The sequence below is a fragment of the Streptomyces sp. NPDC008317 genome (assembly GCF_042955955.1).
Lineage (GTDB): Bacteria > Actinomycetota > Actinomycetes > Streptomycetales > Streptomycetaceae > Actinacidiphila.
Genome location: NZ_JBIBFQ010000005.1, coordinates 599,221 through 622,338, shown reverse-complemented (window position 1 = coordinate 622,338; position 23,118 = coordinate 599,221). Strand labels below are relative to the sequence as shown.

Here is a 23,118-nt window from a genome sequence, read left to right as displayed (position 1 = left end):
GGCCGCGGTCACCGGCGGTTCCTCAGAGCCGCACCACCATCACCACGCCCAGCGTCACCATCGTGACGGCGATGACCCCGTCGAGGACCCGCCAGGAGCCGGGCCGGGAGAACGGCCGCCGCAGCAGCCGGGCGCCGAAGCCGAGCGCGCCGAACCACAGGACGCTGCCGGACGCGGCGCCGACGGCGAACGGCCAGCGGCCACCGCCGTACCCGTTGGCCACCGACCCCAGCAGGAGCACGGTGTCCAGGTACACATGCGGATTGAGCCAGGTCATGGCGAGGCAGGTGAGGACGGCCGCGCGCAGGGTGCCGCCGCTCGCGCCCGCCGGGTCGAGGTGTTCCGGGCGCAGCGCGCGCCGGGCGGCGAGCACGCCGTAGCCGACCAGGAAGGCGCCGCCGACCCAGGCCGCGACCGTGACGGCCGAGGGCCAGGCGTGCACCAGGGCGCCGATCCCGCTCACGCCGAGGGTGATCAGTGCCGCGTCCGACAGCGCGCAGATCGCGACGACCGCGGCGACGTGCTCCCGGCGGATGCCCTGCCGGAGGACGAAGGCGTTCTGGGCGCCGATGGCGACGATGAGCGACAGGCCGGTACCGAGACCCGCCAGAGCCGCGAGAAGGGCTGCGTGCATGGTGACGAGGCTAGGAGAGCCCCTGTCATCAATCCAGCTAATGATTCTTAGGTAGCATAAGGGATCGTGATGATGGATCTCCCGCTGGACCAGGTCCGCACGCTGCTCGCCGCCGTCGACGAGGGCACCTTCGAGGCCGCGGCGCAGACCCTGCACGTCACGCCGTCCGCGGTCAGCCAGCGCGTCAAGGCGCTGGAACAGCGCACCGGACGCGTCCTGCTGCTGCGCACCAAGCCGGTACGGCTGACCGAGTCCGGCGAGATCGTCGTCCGATTCGCACGCCAGCTGACCCGGCTGGAGCGGGACGCCAGCGCCGAACTGGGGCTGTCCGACGAGACCGCCGGCACGACGGCGCTGCCGATCGCGGTCAACGCCGACTCGCTCGCCACCTGGTTCCTGCCCGCCCTCGCCGAGGTCCCGGCGGGGCTGCCGGTCTGCTTCGACCTGCGCTGCGACGACCAGGACCACACCGCCGGGTGGCTGCGGCAGGGGCTGGTGATGGCGGCGGTCACCTCTTCGCCGGAGCCCGTGCAGGGCTGTACGGTCCGCGCGCTCGGCCGCATGCGGTACCGCGCCATGGCCGCGCCCGCCTTCCACACGCGGTGGCTGTCGGGGGCGCCGCTGCGGGAGGCGCTGCCGGACGCGCCGCTGGTGGACTTCGACCGCAAGGACGACCTCCAGGACCGCTTCCTGCGCGCCCTCGCGCCGCGCCGCGCCGCGAACACCCCGGTCGCGGGCCGCGCCGCGAACACCCAGGTCACCCGGCGCGCCCGGCACTACGTCCCCTCCTCCGACTCCTTCGTGACGGCCGTCGCGGCGGGGCTCGGCTGGGGCATGATCCCCGAGGTGCAGGCCGTGGGGCACCGCAGGGACGGGACGCTGGTCGACCTCGCCTTCGAACGGCCCGTCGACGTCCCCCTCTACTGGCAGCAGTGGAAGCTCGACTCCCCGGCGCTGGCCGCCGTCGCCGACGCCGTGGTGCGGACGGCGGCGGTCGCGCTCAAGGACGCCGACGGCGCGCGGGCGGCGGGCTGACGCGGACCGGCCGGGGCGTGTGTGCGCACGCCCCGGCCGGTCACCGCCGGATGCCCACCGGCGAGTCACTCGTACGCGTCGGCTACCCGTACGCGTTGAACTCCGCGATCGACCACCAGGACGTGGCGCTGCCGGTCTGCGTCACCCGGATGTAGCGGGCGGCCTGCGCGGGGAACGACGCCGTGACCAGCGCGGCGGAACCCGTGCCGGTGGCCACCGGGGCGCTCCAGGTGGTGCCGTTGGCCGACAGCGCGACCTGATAGCCGCGGGCATAGTCGCTCGCGCTGCCCGCCGAGTCCATCGTGATCTGGTCGACGGTGTGCGACGCGCCCATGTCGACGGTCACCGTCTGGCCGTTGGCCATCGGCGTGCCGGTGCTCCAGCGCGTCGACGAGTCCCCGTCCAGCATCCGCGCGGCCACGTCACCGCCGCCGGTCGCCGAGGCGGACGCTGTCCACCCCGTACGCGACAGCAGGGAGTGACCGCCGCCGCCGTTGCCCGCGGGGATGGTGGTCTGGCCGGTGAGGCGGATGTCGCGGGACGACGAACCGACGTAGACGGCGTTGGTGCCGGCCGCGTTGGTCCAGGCGTTCGTCCAGTACTGGAAGCTGCGCGCGTCCAGGGTGACCGAGACGTGCTGGCTCTGGCCGGGGTTGAGGCTGACCCGCTGGAAGCCCCGCAGACTCTTGGGCGGTTCACCCGTCGTGGCGGGCTGTCCGACGTAGACCTGGGCGACCTCGGCGCCCGCTCGCGTACCGGTGTTGGTGACGTCGAAGCCGACCGCGACGTTGCCGTTCGCGTCAGGAGCGCCGACCGTCAGACCCGAGTAGCCGAAGGTCGTGTACGACAGGCCGAAGCCGAACGGGTACGCGGGCGTCTTGTTCTGCGAGTCGTACCAGCGGTAGCCGACGTTCACGCCCTCGCTGTACTGCACCGTGTTGTTCTGGCCGGGCCACTGCGCGGTGGTGTGCGCCGGGACGTCGGCGATCGAGGCGGGGAAGGTCACCGGCAGCTTGCCGGAGAAATTCGTGTCGCCGTACAGCAGCCGGGCGATGGCCGTGCCGTCCTCCTGGCCCGGATACCAGTTCTCGACGATGCCCCGCACCGCGTTGGCCCACGGCATCGTCACCGCCGAACCGCTGTTGACGACCACGACCGTGTTGGGGTTGGCCGCCGCCACATCGGTGACGAGCTGATTCTGCGCGGAGGACAGGTCGATGGACGACAGGTCGCCGCCCTCGGACTCGAAGTTGCTCACGAAGACCACCGCGAGGTCCGAGGAGCGCGCCGTCGCGACCGCCTGGTCGTGCAGCGACAGGCCCGGAATCTGCCAGCCGAGCGTGGCGTTGCTGCCGCCGCCCGCCTGGTAGTAGTCCACCTCGATGCTCACCGGCTGATTGGCCGTCAGACTGATCGTGCCCGTCCGGGTGGTCGGACCCTGGTCGAACCAGTTGTTGATGATCTGCTGGCCGTTGACGAACAGCCTGCTGCCGTCGTCGCTGTTGAGCGAGAAGGTGTACGTGCCGGTGGTCGGCGGGGTCAGCGTGCCGGTCCACTTCGCCGACCAGTTGGTGGTGTTGACCCCGGGGGCCGGGGACTGGCCGCCCCACACGTTGTCGACGGTCGAGTCCACCCGGCTCGCCACCACCGCGCCCGACAGGTCCTTGCTGTTGTGGTACTCGCCGTACAGGCCGCTGCCGGTGCCCTGCGACGGCTTGAGATACGTACTGCCGACCGGCGACAGCGAACCGTTCGCCGACGCGACGCCCTGCGCGTACGTCACCGTGGTGCCGCTGCCCGCACGGGACTTGAGGCCCTGGTACGGCGTGATCACATGCGGCGCGTTCACGCCCGCGCTGCCGCCGCCCTGCGTCATCGCGCCGGTGCCCGCGTCGTCACCGATCACGGCCATGGACTTGACCGACGAGGCGACCGGCAGCACCGAGGAGCCGTTCTTCAGCAGGACGCTGCCCTCCTCGGCGACCTGCTGCGAGATCGCCGCGTGCGCGGGGGAGGTCACGACCGCGTTCGTGGAGCCGTTGTTGGGGTTGTCGAACAGGCCCTGGCGGAACATCGACAGCAGGATGCGGCGCACATGGTCGTCGATCGTGGCCTGCGAGACCTGGCCGTTGTTCACCGCGTTGGTCAGCGCGGTGCCGTAGTAGTCCTTGCCCGGCATCTCCATGTCCAGGCCGTTGTTGGCCGAGGCGACCGTGGAGTGGGTGCCGCCCCAGTCGGAGGTGATGAAGCCGGTGAAGCCGAGGTCGCCCTTGAGCAGGCCGTTCTGCAACGGGCCGTTCTCGCAGGCGAAGGGGCCGTTGATCGCCGAGTAGGAGCACATCACCGAGTCGGCCTGGCCCTGCTTGACCGACGTCTCGAACGCCGGGGTGTAGATCTCGCGGATGGCGCGGTCGGAGACGATCGCGTTGTCCGAGGCGTTGTTGCGGTTGGTCTCCTGGTTGTAGACCACATAGTGCTTGACCTGGGCCATCGGGCCCTGGCTCTGGATGCCCTGGATGTCGGCGGCACCCAACTGGCCCGCCAGATACGGGTCTTCGCCCATCGACTCGAAGGCGCGGCCCCAGCGCGGGTCGCGCACGATGTTGATCGTCGGCGCCAGCACCACATTGGTGCCCTTGCCCCACTGCTCCGAGCCCAGCACCTTGCCGTAGTTCTGCATCAGCGCGGGGTCCCAGCTCGCCGCGCCCGCGACCGGGGCGGCCATCTGCGTCACGTCGTTGAAGCCGTCACCCGCACCGACCGGGCCGTCCTGAAGGTGCAGCGGCGGAATGCCCAGGCGCGTGTTCCCGTCCACGCACCCGACGTACCCGCACGACGCCCCGCCGTGCAGCATCGTCAGCTTCTCCGCCTGCGTCATCGCCGCCAGCAGCTCGTCGGCCCGCTGCGCGGGCGTCTGCGCCGTGTTCATCCACGGCTGCGTCGCGGCCTGCGCGGGACTTCGGCTCGCGGAGACAGCGCTTGCTCCGGTCACAAGTAAGAGCGCTGCCGCTATGGGCAGCGCCGTTCGTATCCAAGGACGTGTTCGACGCATGGGGGGACTCCTGTGTGCGGCTCGACAGCGCGTGGGAGAGCGACGGAACGCACAGCCCGCACGACGCGTGGGGGCGCCGACAGCGGACTGCGCAAGCGACGATCGTCCCCCGCAGACCCCGTGTCAAGACTGACAGAGAGCGCTCTCCCGCTGCCGGTGGGGGTTGCGTGACGAGCCGTGCGGGAAAGCGCGCCCGGCGGCCTGGCGAGGTCAGGGAGCGGCGCCCTCGGACGGCTCGCAGGCCAGGCCGTCGTGATCGCGGTCGAGCTTCGGCCGATAGCGCGGATCGCCGCTCGGAATGTCGCTCGCGCCGTGGTCGTGCGCGTCCGTGCAGTCCTTGTACGTGGTCGCGGGCGCACCGGTCGTCTCTGCTCCCGAGCCCGGCACCGCGTGGACACTGGCCCCGGTGATCCGCCCGCCGTCGACGGAGTACGTGCCCTCGAAGGACTTGACGGTGCCGTCGGTCTGGGTGGCGTCCAAGCGGACGGTGACAGTGGTGGGGGTGCTGGCGAGGACGGTCACGACGTCTTCTGAGGTGGACGAGAAGCCGTTGACGAAGGCCGAGTAGGAGGAGCTGACGTTCTTGCCGCCGAGAGCCCACGCCCGGCCGAAGTCGCGGGCGTTGATCGCGGCGAAGTAGTCGCTGACGACCGTCGTCGGGTCCGTGGCGGTGGCGGTGGCGGTGGCGGTGGCCGTCGCTGTCGTGGTCGTCGTCGGAGCGGTCGGGGTGGGCGTGGGTGTCGCAGGCGGCGGATTCGGCGTCGTCACGGTGGTCGTCACCGTCGCTCCGGGCGCGCTCGGAGCGACGGTGACGCCCGCCGACGAGTTGCCGTCCGTGCTGCCGCAGGCCGCGGCTGTGGCCGCCGTGACGGCGACCAGCAGCGTGGCGGGCAGGAGTCGTACACGGGCCATGGGACTCACCTCGCGGGTGGCTGTCCCCTTGTCCCAGAGTGCGCCGCCCCGGCCGGTACCGCTCGCCGATCAAGGACGGACGCGCGCCTCAGCGGGTGCGGTCCTCGTCGGGGGTCGGTGGGGTGTCGGGGGTGTCCTCGGCCATGGAGCCGGGGCTGGAGAAGTCGGGGCTGGAGAAGCCGTGAGGGGAGATGCCGACCTCCTGGGGGACGAGGTCGTCGGCGGAGTCGGCCTCGTAGTCGGGGCCCTCGAAGGGCGGGACGACGTAGTCGGGCGGGGTGTAGTCGTGGATCTCGGGCGCGTCGGGGCCCGTGAAGTCGGGACTGGAGAAGTCCGGACTGGAGAAACCGGGGCTGGAGAAGTCCGGCGCGTCCGCGTCCTTACCGCCCGCGTCGCCGCTTCCGCCGCCGTGCTGTTCGTCGCTCATCTCGGTCCCCTCACGGCGGTCCGCACCGCCTGTCCGCGGAACGGAATGAACCCGGCCGCATCACCGTTGCCATGCACACAACGAACAGTACGAGACTGTACGAGCAGGAAGGTGTCCCATGAAGGTCCGTAATTCGCTGCGCTCGCTCAAGAGCCGTCCGGGCGCCCAGATCGTCCGCCGGCGCGGCAAGGTCTATGTGATCAACCGCAAGGACCCCCGCTTCAAGGCCCGTCAGGGCTGACCCCCGCGACCGGGGCGGAATGCCGGGATCCGCCCCAACTCCCCTGTATCGGGCATGAGCCGGTTGAGCGTGTCGTGCACCGAACAGGGTGTGCGACAGTATCCCTTGCCCGGGATCGGGCGGCAGTACAGGGCGCGCCGAACAGGCCCGGTGAGAACCGGACGGCGCGTTCGGAAACCGGCGTGGGGTGCGGGGCGTCCGTGCTGGTGGGGGTACCGGCGGGTCAGGGGGCCCGACCGGAGGTGCGCGCGCGGTGGAGGCGTGGGAATGAGTTCCGAGATCTACTTCAGCAACAACTACCGGGATCTGTGCCAGGAGCACGGCACGGGAGCGGGCTTCCAGTTCGAGTTCTCGTGCCGGCGCTGCCAGGACACCTGGCGCTCGGCCTTCGAGCCGTACACCAGCGGGCGGGTCGCGGGCTGGCTCGGCAAGGGCGTCAGCGCGGCCTACGGCGTGCTCGGCCGTGGCGGCTACGGCATGTCCAGCGCCGCCGACGGCCTGGCGGGCGCGGGCTTCGGCAGCGCGCGCGACAAGTCCTTCCAGCGGGCGATCACCAACGCCGAGGGCCACTTCAACCGCTGCCCGCGCTGCACCGACTACGTCTGCAACCGCTGCTGGAACGCCGCTCAGGGCATCTGCCTGACCTGCGCCCCGGACACCGCCGCCGAGGCCCTCGCCGCCCAGCAGCGCGGCCTCAACGACATGGTCTCCGAGCGCGCCTACACCGTGGGCCAGCAGAGCGGCCAGGCGTTCGACGTGACCGCCGCGCGCCAGCTCGTCTGCCCGCAGTGCGGCACGGAGACGCGGGGCGCCGCCTTCTGCTCCGGCTGCGGCCACCGGCTCGCGCAGCCCGACAACTGCGCCTCGTGCAGCGCCCCGATCCCCGAGGGCGCCGCCTTCTGCCCGGGGTGCGGCACCCGCCGCTGACGACGCGCGCCGCCACCCCCTCGCGTCGGCCGACGCGTGAGGGGGAGCGGCGCCATCAGGTGAGGGCCGCGCCAGGGGCGCTTACGCGTCCCGCGCGCAGCTCGCGCGCCCCGCACCACTGCTGATGAGCGTCAATTGCTCGCGCGTGGCCGGGGCGTGGATCGCGGGCGTGCCGTGGGCGCGCAGCCCCGCGAGGTGGATGTCCAGATGCCGCTGCCACGCCTCCGGCGCGACCGGGCCCGCGGTCTCCACGATGCCGCGCAGCGCCCACGAGATCGCCATGATGTCGCCGAGCACGATGTCGGGACCGATCCGCCCGAACTCCTGCGCCTGGGACAGGAGTTCGGTGATCAGGTCGCGCAACTGCTCGACGCAGGCCGCCTTGGAGTGGCCGACCGCCTTGACCGCGTAGCCCCGGTGGGTGCTCAGCGACTGGCCCATGGCCCGCAGATAGACCTCGAGCCCGGTGCCGTCGCCGAGCGCGAGCGCACGGCGCGCCTCGGCGACCAGCTCGCTGAGCATCTGCCCGACGATCTCCTCGACCAGCGCCTCCTTATTGGGGAAGCGCCGGTAGACCGTGCCGACGCCCACCCCCGCGCGCGAGGCGATCAGCTCCACGCTCGCCTCCGTGCCGAATTCGGAGACGACCTCACGCGCGGCCTCGATGACCAACTGCTGGTTGCGTACGGCATCGCGCCGCATCGGCCGGTCCTGTGTGTCGCGCGCTGTCATCCGTCACTCCCGGTGGGTGCGGCCGTTCGTACGCCGGAGCTCACTCCGGCTTGTCACCCACGACCGTACCGCCGGGTACCACCGCCAACTCCGGATGCGCGGGCTCGTCCGCGAAATCCACCAGCCTGGTCTGCTGCCGGGTGACCGGGATCAGCATCGCGGCGAAGGCCGCGATCAGCAGCGCGACACCGAGCATCGCGAAGCCGTTGGTGTACCCCGACTCGCGCGGCAGGCCGTCGGCGGCCGGGTTCGAGGTGACGATGCTGGCCATCAACGCCGCGCCGATCGAGCCGCCGATGGTGCGGATGTTGGCGTTCATGCCGCTGGCCACGCCGGTCTGCTCCGGCGGCACCGCGGCGACGATCAGGCTCGACATGGCCGAGAAGGCCAGGCCGAAACCGACGCCCATCACGCCGGTGGCGATGTACAGCTCCCAGGTCGCGCCGTGCGCGAAGGCGATCATCGCCAGCGAGACGGTGCCGATCAGCGAGCCGAGCAGGACGACGATCTTGCCGCCGATCCGCTGGGCGAGACGGCTCGCGCCCAGGCCGACGGCGAACATGGTCACCGACATCGGCAGCAGGATCAGGCCGGACTCGGTGATGCTCGATCCGAAGCCGTAGCCGGTGGACTTCGGGGTCTGCACGAATTCGGTGAGGAAGGCGAAGGTCGCGTACATACCGACACCGAAGAGCAGCGCGACCAGGTTGTTGGTCCACACCGCGGGCAGCCGCATCATCTTCATGTCGATCAGCGGTACGGCGGAGCGCAGTTCGACCTGCACCCAGGCGACGGCCAGGACGACGGCGGCGATCAGCAGGCCGATCACCTTGCCGGAGGCCCAGCCCCACACCGACGCCTGGCTCAGCGCGACCAGCAGGGCGACCAGCCAGCCGGAGAGCAGCACGGCGGGCAGCCAACTGATGCGTCCCGGTGTGCGGATCGGGGACTCGGGGACGAAGAAGTGCGCGGCCACGGCCGCGAGGATCGTCATGATCATCGGCAGCCAGAACAGCCAGTGGTAGTCCAGCACGCTGACGATGGGTCCCGCGAGGACGATGCCGAGGCCGGAGCCGACCGCGATCAGCGAGGCGATGGCGCCGACCGCGCCGTTCAGCTTCTCGCGCGGGAACTCGTCGCGGATGATGCCGAAGGCCAGCGGCAGCACACCGCCGCCGATGCCCTGGATCACGCGGGCGATGATCATCACCTGCACGTTGGACGCGAGCGCGGCCAGCAGCGAGCCGACCGCGAGGGCGGACATCGTCGCCACGAAGACGCGTTCCTTGCCGATCATGTCGCCGACGCGGCCCATGATCGGGGTGAATATCGACGCCGACAGAAGGTAGGCGGTCAGCACCCAGGTGACGGTGTTCTGGTTGGTGTGCAGGCTCTCCTGGATCGTCGGCAGGACGGGGGTGACCAGGGACTGCAACAGCGCGTAGGCGGCGACACCCGCCGCCAGGACCGCGAACGTGACCTGGTGGTGCGGTCGCCGGGTCTCGGACGCCATGGAACTCCTCAAGCTTGAACCGGAACGAACATTCCGTTAAGCCAGCAGAATATCGCATCAGGAATGTCGCTTCCGTTTCGTGGAGGTGAGGTGTAATGCACACCTCACTTCGCCCCCGCCGGGAATAAACGGCGGGAACGCCGCCCCGAGGGCCCGTCCGCGCCGGCCTGCCGCCGCCTCCCCGATCAACCCGGGCGGCGGGCCGGGCGTTCGCCGCGACACGGCGTCGCACGGCTTCGCACGGCCTAAGGTGGCCGGATGTTCTCCGATCAGGGGCCGAGCCTCCGCGAGTTGGCGGTGCAGGCGCTCTCCTCCGTCGACCGCGGCTACGACCTGCTCGCGCCGAAGTTCGACCACACACCGTTCCGCACGCCCGATGTCTTCCTCGACGCGGTGGCGGGCGCTCTCGCGCCCCTCGGGCCCTTCGACGCGGGACTCGACGTCTGCTGCGGTACGGGCGCGGGCGTCGGGACGCTGCGGTCGCTGTGCGGGAAACGCGTCACCGGCGTGGACTTCAGCGCGGGGATGCTGGCCGCCGCGCGCGCCGCGTACACCGGCCGGGACACCGCCGAAGGACCGGAGCCCGAGTGGGTACGCGCCGACGTCCGCGCGCTGCCCTTCGACGCGGAGTTCGACCTCGCCGTCAGCTTCGGCGCCTTCGGGCACTTCCTGCCCGCCGAACGCCCCCGGCTGTTCGCCGAGGTGCGCCGCGCGCTGCGCCCCGGCGGGCTCTTCGCCTTCCCGGTCACCGCGCCGCCGCCCGTCGACTCGGCCCTGTACTGGGCGCTGTGGGGCTTCGACGCCGGGATGCGGGTGCGCAATCTGGTCTGGCGCCCGCAATTCGTCATGTACTACCGGACGTTCCCGCTGGGCGGGGTGCTCGACGACCTCGCGGGGGCCGGATTCACCGTGACCCACACGGCACTTGAGGAGTTCGGCCGCCGCCCGGACGGCAGCCCGCGCTGTCGGCTGGTGCTGGCCCGCAGCACCTGACCGGTACGGGGTCCGTACCCGGTCGGTGCCGCGGGCCGGGGCGCGGCCGGGGTCAGGCCGAGCAGCCGCTGTCGGCGATCACGTAGTAACCGGCCGCGGTCTCCTTCAAGGTGTGCGTGACGAAGACATTCCACAGCCCCATGTTCTGGTTGGAGCCGTTGGCGTACGCGTATCCGCCGCTCTGATGCGCGCGGCCCGCCGCCACCTGGGCGTAGTTGGTGGCGGTGAAGCACTGCCCGGAACCGCCGCCGCCCGACCCGGTGGTGGTCGCCGTGACCGCGCCGGACGCGGCGCCGACCGTCCCGGCAGAGTCGACCGCGGCGACGGTGTAGGCGTACGAAGTCCCCGCCGTCAGACCGCTGTCGGTGTACGCGGCCGAGGTGCTGGTGCCGACCTTGGTCCCGGCGCGGTAGACGGTGTACGAGGCGGCCCCGGTCACCGCCGCCCAACTCAGGCTCGCCGTCGTGTCGGTGGTGCCGGTGACCTTCAGCCCGGTGGGCGCGGGCAGCGCGCCCGTGCCGCCGCCGGAACCGGAGTCCAGGCCCCAGAAACGGGCGGTGTAGTAGCTGGAGCAGATCGTGTCGAGGTAGTACGCGCCGGTCGCGCCGCACTGCTCGGTGCCCGAGCCGGGGTCGACGGCCAGGCCGTGTCCCATGCCGGCGATCGAGTACATCTGCACGGCGGGCTTGCCGGAAGCGTCGTTGTACGTGGTCAGCGTGGTGTTGCCGGGCAGGCTCTGGGTGCTCGACGGGGTCTGGCCGATGCCCCACACATTGGTCCACTGGTCGCGCAGCTCGGTGGCGTTGACCGGGTAGACCGTGTAGTCGGAGGCGCCCTGCCAGATCGCCACCCGCGGCCATGGCCCGGTGTAACCGGGGTAGGAGGCGCGGACCTTGTCGCCCCACTGCGCCGGGGTGAGATTGAGGCTGCCGTACTGGCAACCGGAGGCCGCCGTCTGACTGGTGGCGCACTGCGCGGGCAGCCCCGAGTCCACCGAGCCGCCCGCGAAGACGTCCGGGTAGTCCGCCAGCAGGTCGGCGGTCATGCCGCCGCCCGCCGACAGGCCGGTGACGTACACGCGACGGCTGTCCGAGCCGTACTGCGTGACGGCGTGGCCGACCATCGACACGACGGACGCCGCCTCGCCCTTGCCGCGGGTGTCCTTCGCGGGGTCGAACCAACTGAAGCAGGACAGCGAGTTGTTGGCCGAGCTGGTCTGCGGCAGCACGAGCGCGAAGCCCCACAGGTCGGCGTACTTCTGCCAGCCGGAGTTGGCGAAGTAGTCGCTCGCGCTCTGCCCGCAGCCGTGCAGCGCGACCACGACGGGCGCGTTCGCGGGCAGACCGGCGGGTGCGTACTCGTACATCGCCAGATTGCCGGGGTTGGAGCCGAAGGACGAGACCTGGGTGAGACCGGCCGCGGCGGCCGGACCTGCGGTGACGACCGCGCCGAGGCAGGCGGTGAGCAGGGCGAGGACACCGAGGAGCGCGGTGGTCGCGGCGCGGGCGGTACGGGGGAGGGGCGAACGGGCGCTGCCGGGCGGCGGGTTGGGGGGCATGCGGACTCCTCGGGACGGGGGGCGGCTCACGGTCGGCGGACACCGTCACGTCGGACGACAGCGGTAGGGGGCGTTCCTGATGTGACGGGGACCACGTGTCGGCTGGACGGTAGAACCGCCGCGGCGGCCCCAGACACGTGAAGGACCGCCACCCCTGCGCGGCGGAAGTGGGGGCCGCCGCCATTGCGTCCGCCGCGCCGCGGTGCGCCCGGCGGCGCGGCCGGCCGGCCGCCGCCCGCGCCGCGCGGCCGTACCGGCATGGGCCCTGGAGGGCCCGCGCGACATGGCTGCGGACGCCACCTCGGGACGGGGAAGTATGGTCACCGGCCACGTGTGCGGGCCCCCGCATCGTTTCTAGCGTGGCGGCCATGGAGAGCACTCAGAGCCCCGGCGCCGAGGGGCCGCCCGCTGCGCCGCCCGCCGCAGTCACCCCCGACGACCCGCCCGGCGCGCGGTTCCTGGCCGGGCGGACCGCCCTGGTCACCGGAGCCGCCAGCGGTATCGGACGGGCCTGCGCGGTGGCCCTCGCCGAGGCGGGCGCCGCCGTCTACGTGGTGGACATCGCGGCGGACGCGGCCAAGGAAGTGGCGGCGGAGATCGGCGGCACCTGCTGCGTCACCGACCTCGCCGACCCCGCCGCCGTGGACGCGCTGCCCGACGACGCCGACATCGTCGTCAACAACGCGGGCCTTCAGCACATCGCGCCCGTCCACGAATTCCCCCCGGAGCGCTTCGCGTTGATCCAGCGGGTGATGGTCGAGGCGCCGTTCCGGATCCTGCGCCGCACCCTGCCGCACATGTACGCGGGCGGCTGGGGCCGGGTGGTCAACATCTCGTCGGTGCACGGCCTGCGCGCCAGCCCGTACAAGTCCGCGTACGTCGTCGCCAAGCACGCGCTCGAAGGGCTCAGCAAGACCGTCGCGCTCGAAGCCGCGCCGCACGGCGTGACCAGCAACTGCATCAACCCCGGCTATGTCCGCACCCCGCTCGTCGAGGACCAGATCGCCACCCAGGCCGTCGCGCACGGCATCCCCGAGGCGGAGGTGGTGACCCGGGTGATGCTGGAGCGCACCGCGATCAAGCGGCTGATCGAGCCGGTGGAGGTCGCGGCGGCGGCCCTGTGGTTCTGCTCCCCGCACACCGGCTACATCACCGGTGCCTCGCTGCCGCTGGACGGCGGGTGGACCGCCCACTGACCCGCGCGCACCGGGCCGACCGCGAGCCGACCACGAGCCGGACACCGGGCGGCCCACTGATCCGGCCGTCGATCCGGCTACTGATCCGGCCACTGACCTCGCCTTTTACGGCGGCCGGTCGATAGGGTCGGCGTCTGCGGCGGCCGTCGTCCCGTCCCGGCGGGGCGGCGAGCCCCACCGCGCGTCCGTCGCACCAGCCGTGCGGCGCGACGGTCCCGACCGCCGCGCCGCACGGACCGTTCTTCGTCCCTCCGGCACGGTGACCCCTGATGTCCGCAGAATCCGCAGATCCCGCAGCCGTACCGGCGCCCGAGTCCGTAGCGGCACCGGCACCGGCACCGGCACCCGCCCTCGGGCCCGCGGCCGAGCCTGCGCCCATCGCCCGGCATATGCGTCGGCTGCTCGAAATGGTCGCGGCCGACGCGCCCGCGGAGGACTTCGGGGCGGTCGCCGCGCAGGCGAGGATCAACGGGGCGGGCGCGTCCGACCTGTCGGAGCTGGAACAGGCCACCGGGATCGCGCTGCGGGTCCGCCGGGTGCTGCGGCAGCACCGCCGCCGCGAGACCGAACTCGCCGCGCTCTTCGACACCGCGAGCGACCTGGCCGCGCTCCGCGACCTCGACGCCGTCCTCCAGTCCATCGTGCGCAGGGCCAGGATGCTGCTCGGCACGGACACCGCGTATCTGACGCTGCGTGACGAGGAGGCGGGCGACACGTACATGCGGGTCACCGACGGCTCGGTCTCACCGCTCTTCCAGAACCTCCGGCTGTCGTACGGCGACGGTCTCGGCGGTCTGGTCGCGCTCACCGCCCGCCCGTACGCGACCCCCGACTACCGCACCGACGAGCGCTTCCGGCACACCGGCTCCATCGACGAGGGTGTGCTGGACGAGGGCCTGGTCGGCATCCTGGGGGTGCCGCTGCTGCTCGGATCGCGCGGCGCGGGCGGTCACGCGGGCGGCGCCGTCGGCAGCGACGTGATCGGGGTGCTCTTCGCCGCCGACCGTACCCCCCGCCCCTTCTCGCCCGACGAGGTCGCGCTGCTGTGCTCGCTGGCCGCGCACGCCGCCATCGCCATCGACACCGCCAAGGCCATCACCGACCTCGCCGAGGCGGGCGCCGTGATCCGCGAGCACGCCGCCGCGATGCAGCGCGCCGAGGAGGCGCACGACCGGCTCACCGACCTGGTGCTGCGCGGCGGCGACCTGTCGGAAGTGGCCGCCGCCGTCGCGGGACTGCTGGACGGCGCCCTCACCATCCACGACCCGGAGGGCCGACAACTGGCCGCCGTCGGGCGCGGCGGCGGCGACTTCGACGGTCTGCCCCCGCAGCCGGCGGCCCTGGTCAGGCACGCCGCCGACTCGCACGCCGCGGCCCGCGCGGTGTTCCGCGACGGCCGCTGGACCTGCGCCGTGCTCGCGGGACAGGAACTCCTCGGCAGCCTCGTGCTGTACGGGCGCGAACGGCTCGACGACTCCGACCGGCGGCTGTTCGAGCGCGCCGGGGTCGTCACCGCGCTCCTGCTGCTGCTCAGCCGCTCCGTCGCGGAGACCGAGAACCGGGTGCGCGGCGAGCTGATCACCGACCTGCTGACCGCGGCGGGGCGCGACCCGGCCGGTCTCGTCGTGCGCGGCCACAGGCTCGGTGTCGACCTCGACCGGCCGTGCCTGCTGCTCGTCGCCGAGACCGTCACCGCCTGCCACGACAAACTGCCGGGCGCCGCCGTCCAGTACCTCTTCGGCGGCGACGGCATCAGCGCCGAGCAGTCCGGCACCGTCGTCCTGCTCCTCCCGTACGACGGCGCACCGCCCGGCGAGGCCGCCAGGGCCGCCGTCGCCCAGCTCGGCCACCTGGTGGGCGCGCCCGTCACGGTCGCCGCGGGCGGACCGGCCGCGGGACCGCGGGCCCTGGCCGACGCCCACGCCGAGGCGCTGCGCTGCCTGCGCGCCCTCCAGTCGCTCGGCCGCGTCGGCGACGGCGCGAGCGCCGACGAACTCGGCTTCCTCGGCGTGCTGTTGGGCAACGAACGGGACGTCGACTCCTACGTCACCGCGACGCTCGGACCGCTCCTCGACTACGACGCGCGACGCGGCACGGAACTGGTCCGTACCCTCGGCGCCTACTTCGCCTGCGGCGGCACCCTCACCCGTACCAAGGACGAACTCCACCTGCACGTCAACACCGTCGTCCAGCGCCTCGACCGCGTCCAGGCCCTCCTCGGCCCCGACTGGAACGCCCCCGACCGGGCGCTGGAGCTCCAACTCGCCCTCCGTCTGCACCTGTTGTCCACACCTCGCGGCTAGGGGCGGCGCCCGGCCGGGACCGCCTCCCGGCCGCGACCGCCTCCCGGTCAGCTCCTCTTCCGCGCCGCCGCGCGCAGCCGTTGCGGCAGGCGGGCCACGCCGCCGGGCAGCACGTAGACGACCACGACGAACAACGTGCCGAGCAGGAACAGGGGCTGGGAGAGCGGGACCCGCAGGACCGAGGGCAGACCGGCGACCGAGCCGGAGCCCGCGAGGTCGCCGAGCCGGTGGTCGGCCCAGGTGTAGAGGACCCCGCCGATCAGCGGGCCCCAGCGCGAGCCGGAGCCGCCGAGGACGACCATCACCAGCAGCGACAAGGTGAAGTCGGAGGTGGTGGTCTGCGGGGTGGCGCCGCCGGTCAGCAGCAGATGGACGATGCCGCCGACCGCGGCCAGCGCGCCCGCCAGCACGAAGGCCGTCAGCTTGAAACCGTACGGCCGCAGGCCCAGCACCTCCACCCGGCGCTCGTTCTCCTTGATGCCCTCCCAGACCCGCCCGGTGGGGGAGCGGACCGCCCAGTGCACGACGGCGACGGTCACCACGAGGTAGGCGAGCGCGATCCAGTAGAGATTGACGGTGTGCTCGATGCCGACGAGTGACGCGGGCAGCCTGTCCGCGGGCACCGCCCGGCCCTCCTCGCCGCCGGTCACCCCGCCCGGGTCGCGCTCCACCAGGATCGAACCGGCCTGCGCGAAGGCGAGTGTGACCATCGAGAAGGCGATCCCGCTCACCCGCAGCGACACCGAGCCCAGCAGCGCGGCCAGCGCGATCCCGAAGAGCAGCCCCAGCACGGCGGCGGCGGCGAACGGCAGCCCGGCCTCGATCATGATGACGTCGGTGGCGTACGAGCCCGCGGCGAAGTACAGCGCGTGGCCGAACGAGAGCAGGCCCGTACGGCCGAGCAGCAGGTCGTATCCGGTCGCGAGCGCGCCGAACACCAGGCACAGCGCGAGGAGTTGAAGGCTGCCCGCGCTGCCGATCGGCCCGTCGAGCAGGCCCGGCAGCGGCAGCGAGCTGTACGGGGCCGCGAGCAGCGCGGCCAGGGCGGCGGCGGGCCACCAGCGGGTGACCCGGCGCAGTTGTCCGGCCGGCGCGGGCGCCGCCTGGACGCGCGGCCCCTCGCGGGTCGGGGTTGCGGTGGTCATGCGAGCCTCCCGGTGGCGCCGTGCGGCCGGAGCAGCAGCAGCGCCGCGAGCAGGACGACGACCGCGAGATCGCCGAGCCCCGACGCGGTGTAGTAGTTGGCGAACTGCTGGACGAGGCCCACGCCGACGGCCGCGAGCGCGGCGCCCGACACCGACCCCATGCCGCCCATGACGACCACGACGAAGGCGAAGATCAGCAGCGAGGTGCCCTGGCCCGGGTCGACCGAGCCGTAGTACAGCCCGCCCAGCGCGCCGCCGAGCGCCGCCGCGGCCCCGCCGATCGCGAAGACCAGGGTGAAGGCGCGCCGGACGTCGATGCCGAGCGCGGTGACCATCGCCCGGTCCTCGACCCCGGCCCTGACGACGAGGCCGTGCCGGGTGCGGCCGAGGAACAGCCGCAGCGCCAGCAGGACGAGCACCGCGGCGCCGATCAGCACCAGCCGGTTGACGGGGACGCGCGCGCCGAACAGTCCGAAGGTGCCGGACAGGGCCGCGGGTCCGGGGAAGGTGCGCGCGTCGGCGCCCCAGATCGCCGACAGCAGCGCGGGCACCGCGAGCCCCACCCCGACGGTGGCGAGGACCTGCTCGCGCGGCCGTTCGTACAACGGGCGGATCAGGGCGAGTTCGAGCACCATCGCGGCGACGGTGCCCACAGCGGTGCCGAAGGCGACGGCGAGGACGAAGCCGAATCCGCCGGAGCCCGCGCCCGGCAGATGCCCGGAGGCGGCCCACCAGGTGCCGTACGCGCCGATGGACAGCAGCGCGCCGTGCGCGAAGTTCAGCACGTCCATCAGGCCGAAGATCAGGGAGAGGCCGGAGGCCACCAGGAAGTACAGGGCGCCGAGGCCGAGACCGGTGGCCGTGAGCAGCACGACGGTCGACATCAGGCGCCCGCCTCCCGTGCCGCGGACGGCGGTGGGTACGACCCGGCCGCGGCCTGGACGTGCGTCCCGGCGGCGTCGGTGGCGGATTCCCTGGCGGGATCGGGTGACACGGCCTCTGCCTCTCTCACGTGCGCGTCCGCGCCCTTGCGTCCGACGCCCAGCAGCCTGCGGGTCGCCTCGGGATCGGCGAGCAGGTCGGCGGCGGGGCCGCGGTGCGCGGTCCTGCCGTCCGCCAGCACCACGCAGTGCTCGGCGAGCCGCCGTACCATCGCCAGATTCTGCTCGACCAGCAGCACCGGCACCGCCTGCGCGGCCCGCTCCAGCACCCGCGCCACCTCGGTGACGACCTTCGGCGCCAGGCCCTTGGTGGGCTCGTCGGCGATGATCAGCCGGTTGCCGTTGAGCAGGGTGCGGCCGATCGCGACCATCTGCTGCTGCCCGCCGGACAGCGTTCCCGCGCGCTGCGCCGCCCGCTGCCGCAGCTCGGGGAACAGTTCGTGCACTAGCGCGTAGGCGGGCTCGCCCGCGCCGCGCCGCTCGGCCAGCCGCAGATTCTCCGCGACGGTCAGTGCCGCGAAGACCCCGCGGTCCTCCGGCGCGTAGCCGATCCCGCGCCGCACCAGGGCGTGCGTGGCGAGCCGTACCGTCTCCTGACCGGCGAAGCGCACGCTGCCGGTGCGCGGCATCAGGCCCAGCACGCCGCGCACCGTCGTGGTCTTGCCCGCGCCGTTGCGGCCGAGCAGCGCGGTCACCCCGCTCGCGGCGACGTCGAGGTCCACGCCGTGCAGGATGTGACGGCCGCCGATGACGACCTTCAAGTCCCGTACGGCCAACAGGGGTTCGACGGTCACAGCGCCTCCCCGAGATAGGCCCGCTGCACGGTGGCGTCGGCCGTGACGGCCTGCGGGGTGTCGAGCGCGAGCAGGGTGCCGTGGTGCATCACCGCGAGCCGGTCGGCCAGGCCGAGCAGCACGTCCATGTGGTGCTCGACCATCAGGACCGTGCGGCCCTCGTCGCGGTGCAGCGAGCGGATCAGCGCGGTCAGGGCCGGCACCTCCTCGGCGCTGACCCCGGCCATCGGCTCGTCGAGCAGCATCACGCGCGGCTCGCCGACCAGCAGCACCGCCAGCTCCAGCTTCCGTTTCTCGCCGTGCGACAGCGCGCTCGACAGCGCCTCGGCGCGGTGCCCGAGCCCCGTGCGCTCCAGCACCTGCCCGACCTGCCGCGCGTATCCCGCGGCGCGCCGCCAGATCCGGTACGAGCCGCCGCCCGCCGCCTGGGCGGCCAGCCGCACATGGTCGGCGACCGTCATGCCGGGCCACAGACTGGACGTCTGGAACGTCCGCCCCAGCCCGCGCCGCGCCCTGGCCGGGACGCTCTCGGCGGTGATGTCCGCGCCGTCGAGCCCGATGGACCCCCGACTGGCCGGTACGAGACCGCTGATCAGGTTGAACAGGGACGTCTTTCCCGCGCCGTTGGGACCGATGAAGGCCAGGAACTCGCCCTCGCGCACCTCGAAGGACACCTCGTCCACGATGGTCGCGCCGCCGACCGACCAGCCCACGTCACGCAGCCGGAGTACCGGGGCCGTGCTCGTCACCGGTCAGCCCGCCATCTGCTTCGAGGGCGGGTTCACCGCGTCCTTGGGCAGCCTGCTGATCAGCTCCGGCTTCGCGGCGGCGCCCGTGCCGTTCAGCTTCGCCGTGAACATCGGCTGGAGCAGCGCGTGGTCCACCGCCCTGATCTGCTCGTCGCCCTTGGGGCCCTCGAACGACCAGCCCTCCAGCGCCTTCGCCATCGCGGTCGGGCTGTCCGCGCCGCCCGCCTCCACCGCGTGCACGATCATCTGCGCGGCGGTGAAGCCGTCCGGGCTGAACAGGTCGGGCGTGCCGCCCGCCTTGGTGACGCCGTCGAGCATCGCCGTCTCCACCGCGTTGTGCGCGGCGCCGGGGAAGTAGTGCGCGAGGAAGGAGATCTTGGACCCGGCCGCGCCGAACAGCGGGTACGAGGCGGTGCCCGCCAGGCCCGTCACGACCTTGGTCGAGGTCACCACGCCCTGCTGGTCGAGCGCCGTCCACAGCGCGGGCGCGCTGGCCCCGGCCCAGGCGACGAAGACCAGATCCGGCTTCTTCGACTTGACCTGCTGCGCGAACGGCGTCAGATCGCCCGCGCTCGGCGGCGCCAGCACCGAGTCCACGGTCGCGCCCTGCCCGCCCAGCACCTCCTTCACGGCCGTGACATTCGCCTGCCCGAAGGCGGAGTTCTGGGTCAGCACGGTGACCCTCTTGCCCTTGGAGTCGCCCAGCAGCGACCCGGCGGTGAGGATGTCCTGGTACGACTGCCTGCCGGAGCGGAAGGTGTACGCGTTCACGCCGGTCAACGCGTCGGTGGCGGCGGGTCCCGCGATGTACAGCACCTTGTTCTGGGCGGCCAGCGGGGCCAGTTGGAGCGCCACGCCCGAGTCGGTGGTGCCCGCGATGATGTGCGTGCCCTTGCCGATCAGGGTCTTGGCCGCGGCGACGGCCTTCGCGGGGTCGCCCGCGTCGTCCTGCTCGACCACCTCGATCCGGTGGCCGCCCGCCGTGCCCTTGCCGTGAGTGGCGTACGCCAGACCGGCGTTGAAGCCGTCCAGATACTGCTTGCCGTAGGCGGCCAGCGGCCCGCTGCGCGAGTAGACCAGGCCCACCTTGACCGCCGAGTCGCTCGTGCCGTCGGAGGACTTGGCGCTGCCCGCCGTCCCCGCGGCGCTGCATCCGGCGAGCAGCACACCCGCGGTCAGCACGGCCAGCGCCGGTACAGTCCGCGTACGGAAGGCGCCCGGCCCGTTCGTCGGGCGCGGCCGACGGGACGCGGCCGGCTCGCTCGAACGGCTCGCTCGGCTCGATCTGTTGGTGCTCGATGTGCTGCGACGCATGGCGACCGGCTCCCGGGGAGGTGGATTGTTGCGCAAACCGTAGAAGCGCCCCGCCGAACCGGACATGTGGGCGGCACACGCTCCTTCCCCGCGAGCCATGTCGACAGGGACCATGGCGGCGCCGCGGCGCCGTCGCAAAGGTGACAGGGCGGGCGCCAGGGGCCGGGCCACGCCCGGCACGGCGGCCCGGCGCACCCTCAACTCACGCTCGACACACCCTCGATGACCCCTGCGGGGAAGGCGGACGCATGGACAAGGTGGTGGCCTCGGCCGCCCGCGCGGTGGCGGACATCCCGGACGGCGCGACACTCGCCGTCGGCGGATTCGGCCTGTGCGGCATCCCGTCGGCGCTGATCGCGGCGCTCGCCGCGGCGGGCCCGACGGATCTGCGGGTCGTCTCCAACAACTGCGGAGTGGACGACTGGGGGCTCGGCCTGCTGCTCGGACTCGGCCGGATCTCGCGGGCGACCTCCTCGTACGTCGGCGAGAACAAGGAGTTCGCCCGGCGCTATCTGACGGGCGAGCTGGAGGTGGAACTCACCCCGCAGGGCACCCTCGCGGAACGGCTGCGCGCGGGCGGCTGCGGCATCCCGGCCTTCTACACCCCGGCGGGCGCCGGCACCCAGGTCGAGGAGGGCGGCCTGCCCTGGCGGTACGCGGCGGACGGCACGGTCGCGGTCGCCTCGCCGCCCAAGGAGGTACGGGACTTCGGCGGCGTACGCCATCTGCTGGAGGAGGCCATCACCGCCGACTTCGCGCTGGTCCGGGCGGCCGTCGCCGACCGGCACGGCAACTGCGCCTTCCACGCCGCCGCCCGCAACTTCAACCCGCTGTGCGCGATGGCCGGCCGGATCACCCTGGTGGAGGCCGAACGCATCGTGGAACCGGGCGAGTTGCCGCCGGACGCCGTCCATCTGCCCGGTGTGTACGTCGACCGCGTCGTGGCCGCCGATCCGACCGACAAACGCGTCGAGCGACGCACCGTCCGTACCGCCCACGCCACCTCCGACCGGGAGAACTGACCGTGCCACTCGACCGCGACCGACTCGCCGCCCGCGCCGCCCGCGAACTGCGTGACGGCCAGTACGTGAACCTCGGCATCGGCCTGCCCACGCTCGTCCCCGGCCACCTGCCCGCCGGGACCCAGGTGGTGCTGCACTCGGAGAACGGCGTCCTGGGCGTCGGCCCCTACCCGTACGACGGCGACGAGCACCCCGACCTGATCAACGCGGGCAAGGAGACGGTCACCGTGGCACCCGGCGCCGCGTACTTCGACTCCGCCGCCTCCTTCGGCATGGTGCGCTCCGGCCGGATCGACGTGTCGGTGCTCGGCGCCATGCAGGTCTCCGCCCGCGGCGACCTGGCGAACTGGATGATTCCCGGCAAGATGGTCAAGGGCATGGGCGGGGCCATGGACCTCGTGCACGGCGCCCGCCGGATCGTGGTGGTCATGGAACACACCGCCAAGGACGGCTCCCCGAAGATCGTCGGGGAACTTACCCTGCCCGCCACCGGCCGCCGCGTCGTGCACCGCGTGATCACCGACCTCGCGGTCCTCGACGTCACCCCCGAGGGACTGCGGCTGGCCGAACTGGCCCCCGGCGTCGGCGTGGAGGAGGTACGGGCGGCGACCGGGGCGGACCTGCTGGTGCCGGACGCGGTGGCGCGGGGCTGACTGACCGCCCTGCGCCGTACGGGCCGCGGCCCGGAGGATCAGCTCCGGGCCGCTGCCGCCGTGCGCCGTACCGCGTCCGTCAGGTGCCCGGCCACCAGGCGGGCGCCGGGCTCGCCGAGCAGCACCGAGTAGTGGTTGACGCCCGGGACGAAGTGCAGGGCGATCCCCTCCGCCACCAGGCCGCTCGCCGCGATCACCTCGGGCGTGTACAGCCCGGTCGGCTCGTCCGACAGCCCCCGCTCGGCCCACAACAGCCGGGTGGGGACGGTGATTTCGTGGATCGCGGCGAAGACGTCCGGGTTGCGCAACTCGTCCGCCGCGTCCTCGCGGATCGCGTCCGCCCGGCAGGCCGACCTCAAGTGCGGTGCCTCGCCGGTGAGATCGCGGTCGAGATACGCGGCGAGCAGCGGCCCACCGAGCGTGCTGAACGCCGGGTGCTCCGCCCAGAAGGCGTGGTAAGCGGCCCGGTCGGCGAACTCTATCTCCAGCTTGCGCATCGCGGGTCCGACCACGGCGTGCAGCACCGCGTCGATGTCCACGCCCGCGGGTACGGGGAAGCCCAAGCCGCCGTCGACCAGCACGAGTTCGCAATAGCGCCCCGGATCGCGGCGCGCGGCGACGCACGCCGCGTAGCCGCCCATGGAGTGCCCGGCCAGGACCGCCCGTTCGACGCCGAAGCGGTCGAGCACGGCGAGCATGTCGTCGGCGTGCCGGGCCATCGAACAGGCGCCCGCCACCTCCCGGCTGAGCCCGCGCCCGCGCAGGTCGGGCGCCAGGATCTCGACCCCGTCGAGCGCTTCGGCGACCTGCGCCCAGGCCAGGCCGTTGCTGGCGATCCCGTGCAGCGCCAGCACCACAGGGCCGCCCGCCGGGCCCGGCCAGCGCCGTACCGCCAGCCGTCCGCCCGGCACCTCGACGCCGACATCCTCGAATATCCGCATGCGCGCTCCCGCGATCCGCTCGCGCCGTCCCGTACG

General features: G+C 72.8%; 21 protein-coding genes. 8 read left to right on the top strand and 13 right to left on the bottom strand.

Annotation, left to right across the window (positions count from 1 at the left end; all coding sequences use genetic code 11):
* Positions 1-22: 22 nt before the first annotated feature.
* Positions 23-634: a LysE family transporter gene (locus ACFY9V_RS19920; protein ID WP_391162159.1), complete on the bottom strand. Its 612-nt coding sequence runs from the start codon at positions 632-634 to the stop codon at positions 23-25.
* 66 nt (positions 635-700) lie between these two features.
* Between ACFY9V_RS19920 and ACFY9V_RS19915 the strand changes: the two genes are divergently transcribed.
* On the top strand, positions 701-1,669 hold the full coding sequence (locus ACFY9V_RS19915) for an ArgP/LysG family DNA-binding transcriptional regulator (protein WP_391162158.1): 969 nt from the start codon (positions 701-703) through the stop codon (positions 1,667-1,669).
* Between the two features lie 82 nt (positions 1,670-1,751).
* Here the strand turns inward: ACFY9V_RS19915 and ACFY9V_RS19910 are convergent, their stop codons facing one another.
* From ACFY9V_RS19910 to ACFY9V_RS19900, 3 genes are all read right to left on the bottom strand, one after another.
* Positions 1,752-4,598, bottom strand: coding sequence for a glycoside hydrolase family 3 C-terminal domain-containing protein (locus ACFY9V_RS19910; protein ID WP_391162156.1), 2,847 nt, complete (start codon positions 4,596-4,598; stop codon positions 1,752-1,754).
* A gap of 333 nt (positions 4,599-4,931) precedes the next feature.
* Positions 4,932-5,633, bottom strand: a complete 702-nt coding sequence (locus tag ACFY9V_RS19905) for an excalibur calcium-binding domain-containing protein (RefSeq protein ID WP_391162155.1) — start codon at positions 5,631-5,633, stop codon at positions 4,932-4,934.
* Positions 5,634-5,721: 88 nt separating this feature from the next.
* Positions 5,722-6,060, bottom strand: a complete 339-nt coding sequence (locus ACFY9V_RS19900; RefSeq protein WP_391045585.1) for a hypothetical protein — start codon at positions 6,058-6,060, stop codon at positions 5,722-5,724.
* A gap of 118 nt (positions 6,061-6,178) precedes the next feature.
* On the opposite strand from ACFY9V_RS19900, the gene ykgO reads away from it, so the two are divergent.
* A complete protein-coding gene (ykgO, locus tag ACFY9V_RS19895; protein WP_188285404.1) occupies positions 6,179-6,301 on the top strand; it encodes a type B 50S ribosomal protein L36 in 123 nt (40 codons plus the stop codon).
* Positions 6,302-6,568: 267 nt separating this feature from the next.
* Complete coding sequence (locus ACFY9V_RS19890) at positions 6,569-7,228, top strand: zinc ribbon domain-containing protein (RefSeq protein ID WP_355345949.1); 660 nt, start codon at positions 6,569-6,571, stop codon at positions 7,226-7,228.
* 81 nt (positions 7,229-7,309) lie between these two features.
* On the opposite strand, the gene ACFY9V_RS19885 is transcribed toward ACFY9V_RS19890, so the two are convergent.
* Both ACFY9V_RS19885 and ACFY9V_RS19880 read right to left on the bottom strand, forming a co-directional pair.
* Positions 7,310-7,960 carry a helix-turn-helix domain-containing protein gene (locus tag ACFY9V_RS19885; RefSeq protein ID WP_355345953.1) on the bottom strand — a complete coding sequence of 217 codons (651 nt, stop codon included), beginning with the start codon at positions 7,958-7,960 and terminating at the stop codon, positions 7,310-7,312.
* A 40-nt stretch (positions 7,961-8,000) separates the two neighbouring features.
* Complete coding sequence (locus ACFY9V_RS19880) at positions 8,001-9,473, bottom strand: MFS transporter (RefSeq protein WP_391045579.1); 1,473 nt, start codon at positions 9,471-9,473, stop codon at positions 8,001-8,003.
* 258 nt (positions 9,474-9,731) lie between these two features.
* Between ACFY9V_RS19880 and ACFY9V_RS19875 the strand changes: the two genes are divergently transcribed.
* Entirely contained in the window at positions 9,732-10,466 is a 735-nt protein-coding gene (locus ACFY9V_RS19875) for a methyltransferase domain-containing protein (protein ID WP_391162153.1), read from the top strand.
* Positions 10,467-10,518: 52 nt separating this feature from the next.
* Here ACFY9V_RS19875 and ACFY9V_RS19870 read toward each other — a convergent pair whose 3' ends face one another.
* Entirely contained in the window at positions 10,519-12,024 is a 1,506-nt protein-coding gene (locus ACFY9V_RS19870; RefSeq protein ID WP_391162151.1) for a PHB depolymerase family esterase, read from the bottom strand.
* A gap of 368 nt (positions 12,025-12,392) precedes the next feature.
* Here ACFY9V_RS19870 and ACFY9V_RS19865 point away from each other — a divergent pair, with 368 nt between their 5' ends.
* Together ACFY9V_RS19865 and ACFY9V_RS19860 are read left to right on the top strand one after the other, a co-directional pair.
* Positions 12,393-13,220 carry a 3-hydroxybutyrate dehydrogenase gene (locus ACFY9V_RS19865; protein ID WP_355345965.1) on the top strand — a complete coding sequence of 276 codons (828 nt, stop codon included), beginning with the start codon at positions 12,393-12,395 and terminating at the stop codon, positions 13,218-13,220.
* A gap of 389 nt (positions 13,221-13,609) precedes the next feature.
* Entirely contained in the window at positions 13,610-15,523 is a 1,914-nt protein-coding gene (locus ACFY9V_RS19860; protein ID WP_355346077.1) for a GAF domain-containing protein, read from the top strand.
* A 47-nt stretch (positions 15,524-15,570) separates the two neighbouring features.
* Here the strand turns inward: ACFY9V_RS19860 and ACFY9V_RS19855 are convergent, their stop codons facing one another.
* Genes ACFY9V_RS19855 through ACFY9V_RS19835 form a run of 5 tightly spaced genes read right to left on the bottom strand, consistent with a single transcriptional unit; the run spans position 15,571 to position 20,466 of the window.
* Positions 15,571-16,668: a branched-chain amino acid ABC transporter permease gene (locus tag ACFY9V_RS19855; RefSeq protein ID WP_391162149.1), complete on the bottom strand. Its 1,098-nt coding sequence runs from the start codon at positions 16,666-16,668 to the stop codon at positions 15,571-15,573.
* A complete protein-coding gene (locus tag ACFY9V_RS19850) occupies positions 16,665-17,552 on the bottom strand; it encodes a branched-chain amino acid ABC transporter permease (RefSeq protein ID WP_355345971.1) in 888 nt (295 codons plus the stop codon). Before ACFY9V_RS19850 ends, ACFY9V_RS19855 begins: the two co-directional genes overlap by 4 nt.
* On the bottom strand, positions 17,552-18,403 hold the full coding sequence (locus ACFY9V_RS19845; protein WP_391162148.1) for an ATP-binding cassette domain-containing protein: 852 nt from the start codon (positions 18,401-18,403) through the stop codon (positions 17,552-17,554). The genes ACFY9V_RS19850 and ACFY9V_RS19845 overlap by 1 nt, the downstream gene beginning before the upstream one ends.
* Positions 18,400-19,152 (bottom strand): ATP-binding cassette domain-containing protein, encoded by a 753-nt coding sequence (locus tag ACFY9V_RS19840; RefSeq protein WP_391162146.1) that lies wholly within the window; start codon positions 19,150-19,152, stop codon positions 18,400-18,402. The genes ACFY9V_RS19845 and ACFY9V_RS19840 overlap by 4 nt, the downstream gene beginning before the upstream one ends.
* 3 nt (positions 19,153-19,155) lie before the next feature.
* The gene (locus ACFY9V_RS19835) at positions 19,156-20,466 is read right to left on the bottom strand and encodes a substrate-binding domain-containing protein (RefSeq protein WP_355345980.1); all 1,311 of its coding nucleotides are present in this window, start codon (positions 20,464-20,466) and stop codon (positions 19,156-19,158) included.
* Positions 20,467-20,714: 248 nt separating this feature from the next.
* Here ACFY9V_RS19835 and ACFY9V_RS19830 point away from each other — a divergent pair, with 248 nt between their 5' ends.
* Positions 20,715-21,488, top strand: coding sequence for a 3-oxoacid CoA-transferase subunit A (locus tag ACFY9V_RS19830; RefSeq protein WP_391045555.1), 774 nt, complete (start codon positions 20,715-20,717; stop codon positions 21,486-21,488).
* 2 nt (positions 21,489-21,490) lie between these two features.
* A complete protein-coding gene (locus ACFY9V_RS19825; protein ID WP_355345986.1) occupies positions 21,491-22,141 on the top strand; it encodes a 3-oxoacid CoA-transferase subunit B in 651 nt (216 codons plus the stop codon).
* Positions 22,142-22,179: 38 nt separating this feature from the next.
* On the opposite strand, the gene ACFY9V_RS19820 is transcribed toward ACFY9V_RS19825, so the two are convergent.
* A complete protein-coding gene (locus ACFY9V_RS19820; protein WP_391162143.1) occupies positions 22,180-23,082 on the bottom strand; it encodes an alpha/beta fold hydrolase in 903 nt (300 codons plus the stop codon).
* Between the last annotated feature and the right edge of the window lie 36 nt (positions 23,083-23,118).